General features: G+C 64.3%; 5 protein-coding genes. All 5 read right to left on the bottom strand.

All coding sequences use genetic code 11. The features are described from left to right. Positions 1-111: 111 nt before the first annotated feature. From ABLU95_RS20165 to astA, 5 genes are read right to left on the bottom strand one after another with little or no spacing between them, the layout of a single operon-like run. The gene (locus tag ABLU95_RS20165; protein WP_032452677.1) at positions 112-1,542 is read right to left on the bottom strand and encodes an amino acid permease; all 1,431 of its coding nucleotides are present in this window, start codon (positions 1,540-1,542) and stop codon (positions 112-114) included. A gap of 9 nt (positions 1,543-1,551) precedes the next feature. After that, positions 1,552-2,547: a succinylglutamate desuccinylase gene (gene astE / locus ABLU95_RS20160; protein WP_348880313.1), complete on the bottom strand. Its 996-nt coding sequence runs from the start codon at positions 2,545-2,547 to the stop codon at positions 1,552-1,554. A gap of 10 nt (positions 2,548-2,557) precedes the next feature. Further along, a complete protein-coding gene (astB, locus tag ABLU95_RS20155) occupies positions 2,558-3,898 on the bottom strand; it encodes an N-succinylarginine dihydrolase (RefSeq protein WP_262963295.1) in 1,341 nt (446 codons plus the stop codon). 21 nt (positions 3,899-3,919) lie between these two features. After that, complete coding sequence (gene astD, locus ABLU95_RS20150) at positions 3,920-5,386, bottom strand: succinylglutamate-semialdehyde dehydrogenase (protein WP_086075404.1); 1,467 nt, start codon at positions 5,384-5,386, stop codon at positions 3,920-3,922. Continuing rightward, entirely contained in the window at positions 5,377-6,399 is a 1,023-nt protein-coding gene (gene astA, locus ABLU95_RS20145) for an arginine N-succinyltransferase (RefSeq protein WP_023289480.1), read from the bottom strand. Before astA ends, astD begins: the two co-directional genes overlap by 10 nt. Positions 6,400-6,413: the final 14 nt, after the last annotated feature.

Here is a 6,413-nt window from a genome sequence, read left to right as displayed (position 1 = left end):
ATCCCAGGCTCAGTAAGACAGTAGGCCCGGTAAGGCGCCAGCCGCCACCGGGCAGACAAACGAGAACAACGGCTAAGACGAGTTGTAGCCGGCCGCCAGGGCCGGCGGGTGTCAGGCGCTCTGATTGTCCAGCTGAAGCTGCCCCTCGCGCCGCTGCTTCAGCTTCCAGAAGGCCCACAGCGCGATAAACCACAGCGGAGAAGCCAGCAGCGCCAGCAGCGTGTCCGGATCAAAGATCATGATGAAGATGGCGAACGCGAAGAACAGCAGGCTCACCCAGCTCATCGCCACGCCAAAGGGCATCTTAAAGATCGAACCGGCGTGCAGGTCCGGACGCTGACGGCGATAAACCAGATACGCCACGAGGATCATCCCCCAGCTGAACACCACCATAATCGCCGCCAGGGTCGAGACGATGGTAAACAGGGTCATCACATTCGGCACCAGGAACAGCAGCAGCGTACCGATCAGCATACAGAAGCAGGAAAACAGCAGGCTGCGCACCGGGATGCGGGTGCTGCGCGACAAAATACGGAACTGCCAGTGCGCATGCTTCTCCACCGACAGGCCGTACAGCATGCGGGTGCTGGAGAAGACCCCGCTGTTGGCCGAGGACATCGCCGAGGTCAGCGCCACGAAGTTAATCACCGCCGCCGCCGCGGGCAGCCCGGCTTTGGCAAACAGCGTCACGAAGGGGCTGGTCTCCGCCGACACTCCCGGCCAGGAGGCGACAGCGATGATCACCACCATCGACAGCAGATAGAAGATGATAATCCGCAGCGGCAGGGCATTGATCGCCTTGGGCAAAATGCGCTGTGGATCGCGGGTCTCCGCCGTCATCGTCCCCAGCAGTTCAATGCCGGTAAAGGAGAAGATCGCTATCTGGAAGCCGGCGAAAAAGCCGGTGATACCGTGAGGCATAAAGGCCGTCGGGTCGGTGAGATGGCTCAGAGAAGCCGTCACGCCGTCCGGAGAGGTCCAGCCGGTGGCAATCATCCAGCCGCCGGTGGCGATCAGGGCGATAATGGTGATCACCTTGATCAGGGCGAACCAGAACTCCGCCTCGCCAAACATTTTCACCGACAGCAGGTTGAGCAGGAACAGGATAGCCAGCATGCTGAGGGCCGGCATCCACGCCGACAGCTCGGGGAACCAGTACTGCATATAGCTCCCGCACACCACCACGTCGGCGATACAGGTCACCACCCAGCTCAGCCAGTAGGTCCAGCCGAGATAAAAGCTGGCCTGCGGTCCGAGATACTCGCCGACAAAGTCGGCAAACGAGCGGTAGTCATGGCGGGTGAGCAGCAGCTCCCCCATCGCCCGCATCACCATATAGGTAAAGAACCCGACCAGCACATAGATAACCAGAATCGAGGTGCCGGCGACGGCGATGTTGCGCCCCGCCCCCATAAACAGCCCGGTGCCGATGGCGCCGCCGAGGGCGATCATCTGGATATGGCGGGCGCCAAGCCCGCGCTTAAGCTGTGACGCGCCTTCACCTCCGGCGGCAGATGGCGCCTGATGTTGATGTTCAGTCATGGTGTTTCCTCAGGCTGGTTGCGGGAGGCGAAGCGCCGCGGCGCGGAGCAGCAGCCCGGCGCGCTGGCCGGTGGCGACCCCGGCATTGGGAAAGAGGATATAGGGGGCCCGGGCCTGCACCACCCACCGTTTCTCTGCCTGGCGGGCGATCTCATACCCTGCCGGGAGCGCGGTGAAGTTCTCGACGTTGGCCGCCAGATTGAGCGTAAATTCCCCTTCGCGCTTGATGATGCTCTCCTCGACCAGGAAGTAATCCACCGGCGCTTTGTCGCGCGTGGGCAGCGGCGCGTCAGAAATCCAGGCCCGGATCGCCGCGTCGGCGGCGGCGAACAGGCTGAGATCGTTGGCGCCGAACGGCATCACTTTTCCCAGCTCAAGGGTGGCGCTTTGCGCGGCGAACTTTTCGCAGGTGAAATGAGTGAAGGTGCCGCCCGCTTCGGTATGGCGCACGATTGCGTCCATCCCGCTGGCCTGCAGCAGCTGGTAGAAGCCGGGCGAAAAATCCTCCGCGTGGGCCGGGAGCAACGCAAACTGGCGATACAGCGACCCGCGAATGGCGGTATGCATATCGAGATGGCTGCGGCTGACCGGCCCCGCCGCGTCGGCGGCGCGATAGAAGGCATGCACCGCCTGCTCGAGGGCAAAAGCCCGCCGCGACTCATTGCCCGGGGAGACCGCCAGATGGCGGCCGCCGAACAGGCGATTGAGGTCGTTGTGCAGATAGCGACGCGCGGCGCGGATCGCCGGCAGGTTACCAAAGACGATCAGCAGCGCCTGGGTGAGCGGCTGCCGCCCCTGGCTCAGATCGTGGGTCAGCTGCAGCAGCAGCTCGGTCGGCGCGGTCTCATTGCCATGGACGCCAGCGGAGAGGATCGTCGCCTGACGCCACGGCGTGGACGGCAGCAGCTGCAGGATGCCCTCGCCCAGCCAGCGGGCCTCGATGTCCGCCGGAAAGGTCCACTCCTGCAGGCGGCAGTGCAGTAAATCGTTAACCAGATGCTCCATCTGCCGCTCCTTAACGCTGAAAATCATAGACAGGGCCCAGACGCAGGATCTGCGTCAGCTCATCCAGCGCCTGATAAACCTCGCTCAGCAGCTGCGGGTCCGCCAGATCGCGGGCGTGCAGCCGGTCACGGTAGTGTTTTTCCACCCACGCCGTCAGCTGCTGGTAACGTTCGTCGTTCATCAGGCTGTGGGCGTTGACCGCGTCGCGCTCCGCCTCGTTGAGCACCACCCGCAGCCGCAGGCAGGCCGGGCCGCCGCCGTTGCGCATGCTTTCCCGCAGGTCAAAAACCGCCACTTCATCGATCGGCGAGGCGCTGTCGGCCGCCAGGTCGCCCAGGTAGCGCCAGACGTTTTCCCGCTGCCGGCACTCCTCTGGCACCACGATCAGCATCTTGCCGTCGGGTTTGCTCAGCAGTTGGCTGTTGAACAGATATGAGGCTACGGCGTCATCAAGCGACACCCGCTCGTCCGGCACTTCCACGCTGGTAAACGGGATATCGAGACGGTCGCTTTTTGCCCGCAGCGTCGCCAATACTGTCGACTGTTCGACAAACGCCTGCTGATGGTGGAACAGCACATGGCGATTGCTGACCGCGATAACGTCGTTATGAAACACGCCGCGATCGATAGCCTGCGGCGCCTGCTGGGCAAACACCGTATAGCGCGGATCCAGCTGGTGCAGACGGGCCACCGCTTCGCTGGCCTCCAGGGTCTGCCGCGCCGGATACTTCACCGGGGCGATGCCGCCGCTGGCGCGTCGACCGTAGACAAACAGCTGCACGCCCTGACGATCGTACTCCCGGCAGAAGCGGTTATGGTTGGCCGCCCCTTCGTCGCCGAGGTCGCCATGCTGCGGTAGCGCCGCGTGATGGGCGAAGTAGCGCGGATCGGCGAAGGTGGCGCGCAGGATCGCCGAGGTGGTGGGCGCCTCCTGCATGCGGTGCAGCTTATTGTTCAGGTTGGCGACAGTGAAATGGACTTTGCCATCGGCGCTGTCCGCCGACGGCGAAACGGTCGCCGCGTTGGCGGTCCACATCGACGAGGCGGAGCTGAAGGCGGAGAGCAGCTGCGGCGCCGCCTGGGCCGCCTGGCGGATGACCTGCTCATCGCTACCCTCGAATCCCAGGTCGCGCAGCAGGCGCAGGTTCGGCCGCGGCTGCGGCGGCAGGATCCCCTGCACGAATCCGCGGTCGGCCAGGGCTTTCATTTTATACAGCCCCTGCAGCGCCGCCTTTTTAGGGTTAGAGAGACCATCGCGGTTATTTTGCGAGGCTTCATTGCCGACGGAGAGTCCGGCGTAGTGGTGCGTCGGGCCGACCAGGCCATCAAAGTTAGCTTCAAAACCAGACATATGTCCTCACAGGATCCGTTATCAGAATGGCAGGCCCGGCGATACGTTCGCCGGAAGCGTCAGCGTGTCGCTGACCAGAGAGGCCATCGGCCAGGCACAGTAATCGGCGGCGTACCACGCTGCCGCCCGGTGGTTGCCGGAGGCGCCCACCCCGCCAAACGGCGCTTTACTGGAAGCGCCGGTCAGCGGCTTGTTCCAGTTGACGATCCCGGCTCGCGCCTCGTCCGCCAGCTGGTCAAACTGCGCCGCATCGCTGGAGATCAGCCCCACGGCCAGGCCATAGCGGGTCTGGTTGGCGAGGCGAATCGCCTCCGGGAAGTCGTCGTAACGGATAACCGTCAGCAGCGGACCAAAGTACTCTTCATCCGGCACGTCGATACCGGTGACGTCGATGATCCCCGGGGTCAGCACCGTGGAGTGCGGGTCGGGCTGGCGCATGCGCAGCAGCACCTTGCCGCCGAGCGCCTCCAGTTTCTGCTGCGCCGCCAGCATGTTCTGCGCCGCCTCAAGGGAAATCACCCCGCCCATAAACGGCGCCGGCTGGTCATCCCATTTCCCGGCGCGGATCTGCGCGCTGGCCTCCACCAGTCGCCGCAGCAGCGCATCCCCCTGCTCGCCGCGCTGAACGATCAGCCGGCGCGCGCAGGTGCAGCGCTGTCCGGCGGAGATAAACGCCGACTGGATAATTACATGCAGCGCCGCATCGACATCGGCCACGTCGGCCACGATCAGCGCGTTGTTGCCGCCCATCTCGAGGGCCAGCATCTTCTCCGGCTGACCGCCGAAGTAGCGATGGAAGTGGAAACCCGCCGCCGCGCTGCCGGTGAACAGCACGCCGTCGATATCGCGGTTTTCCAGCAGCGCCTGGCCGGTGGCTTTCCCGCCCTGCAGCAGGTTAATCACCCCGTCGGGGACGCCCGCCTGCTGCCACAGCTGGACCGTCAGTTCCGCAGTGGCCGGCGTCAGCTCGCTGGGTTTAAACACCACGGTGTTACCGGCGATCAGCGCCGGAATGATATGCCCGTTGGGCAGATGGCCCGGGAAGTTGTAGGGACCGAAGACCGCCATCACGCCGTGCGGCTTGTGGCGCAGCTGCGCTTTACCGTCCGGCAGGGTCGACTCGTGAAAGCCTGTCCGCTGGTGATAGGCCTCGACGGAGATGGCGGCTTTGCCGATCATCGCCTGCACTTCGGTGCGGGTCTCCCACAGCGGCTTGCTGGTCTCCCGGGAAATCAGGGTCGCCAGCGCCTCTTTGTGCGTCTCCAGCAGCGCGGCGAAACGCTGGACGACGTCAATACGCTCGGCCAGCGGGCGGTGCGACCAGGGATAAAACGCCGCCCGCGCCGCGGCGCAGGCCGCCTGGACGTCGTCGGCCCCCGCGCTGGCCGCCTGCCACAGCAGAGATTGATCCTCCGGGGCCAGTTTACTCATCGTAGCGCCGCTGCCCGGCTGCCACTGCCCGGCTATGAACTGTGCTTTTACCGCCATGATCTGTTTTCCTCTGGGTTCAGGGTTACCGTGTAAACGCGGTCGGTTTCAGTGACCTGCAGCGCATCCAGCGCGGCGGCGTCCAGTGAGACCTGCTCTTCGTGGGCCACCAGCAGCGCCCGAAAATTGTCGAACTGACCGTTGGCGACCAGGGTCGGCGCCGACAGCGTGCCCGTCAGCTGCTGAGCCGGCAGGCACTGGCAGTCGCGCACGGCGCGGATCTGATCGGTCTCCGCCTCCAGCACCGGACCGGCATCGAAAATATCCACCGAGCCGCGCCAGCTGAACCCCTCTTTCTCGAGGATCGCCCGCGCCGGGGCGGTGTTGGGATGCACCTGACCGATGACCTGACGGGCATTCTCCGGCAGCAGCGAGATATAGATCGGGTACGCCGGCATCAGCTCGGCAATAAAGGTTTTCATGCCGGTGCCGGTCAGCCGGTCGGCATCGGCGAACGGGATCTCGAAGAAGTGATGGCCCAGCGCATCCCAGAACGGCGACTGCCCTTGCTCATCGCTGCAGCCGCGCAGTTCGGCAAACAGGTGCGGCGAAAACCACTCGCGGAAGGCGGCGATAAACAAAAACCGCGCCTTGGAGAGCAGCAGACCGTTGCGGTTGCGCTGATACCCGGGGTCGAGAAACAGCGTACACAGCTCGCTGTGACCGGTGTGGTCATAGCTCAGATTGAGCAGCTCCTGAGGCTTATAGACTCCCAGCGCTTTCGAGGCGCGAACCGTTTTCTGAATGCGAAAATTGTAAAACGGCTCGTCCAGGCCCACCGCCACCTCAATGGCGCTGACCCCCACCACCCGCTCCAGCGCGGTGTCTTCCAGCACAAACAGAAAGCCTTGCTGGCCGCGCGGCAGCGCGCCGGCGAAGGTGTCAATGCTGCGGCGTATCCGGGCGGCCAGGCGCCCGGCATCATGGGGTAAAGAGGTCATGCCAACCCCCGCCCGCGCGGCAAGGCGGACGATGTCGTCAAGATCGTTTTCCCTTACGGGACGAAATAGCATCACAGGCCGTCCTC

Origin of the sequence: Klebsiella sp. GG_Kp146 (genome assembly GCF_040061975.1) — a bacterium.
GTDB lineage: Bacteria > Pseudomonadota > Gammaproteobacteria > Enterobacterales > Enterobacteriaceae > Klebsiella > Klebsiella quasipneumoniae.
Note: the sequence above shows the minus strand (reverse complement) of the source record. Positions and strands in the feature narration are given on the sequence as shown.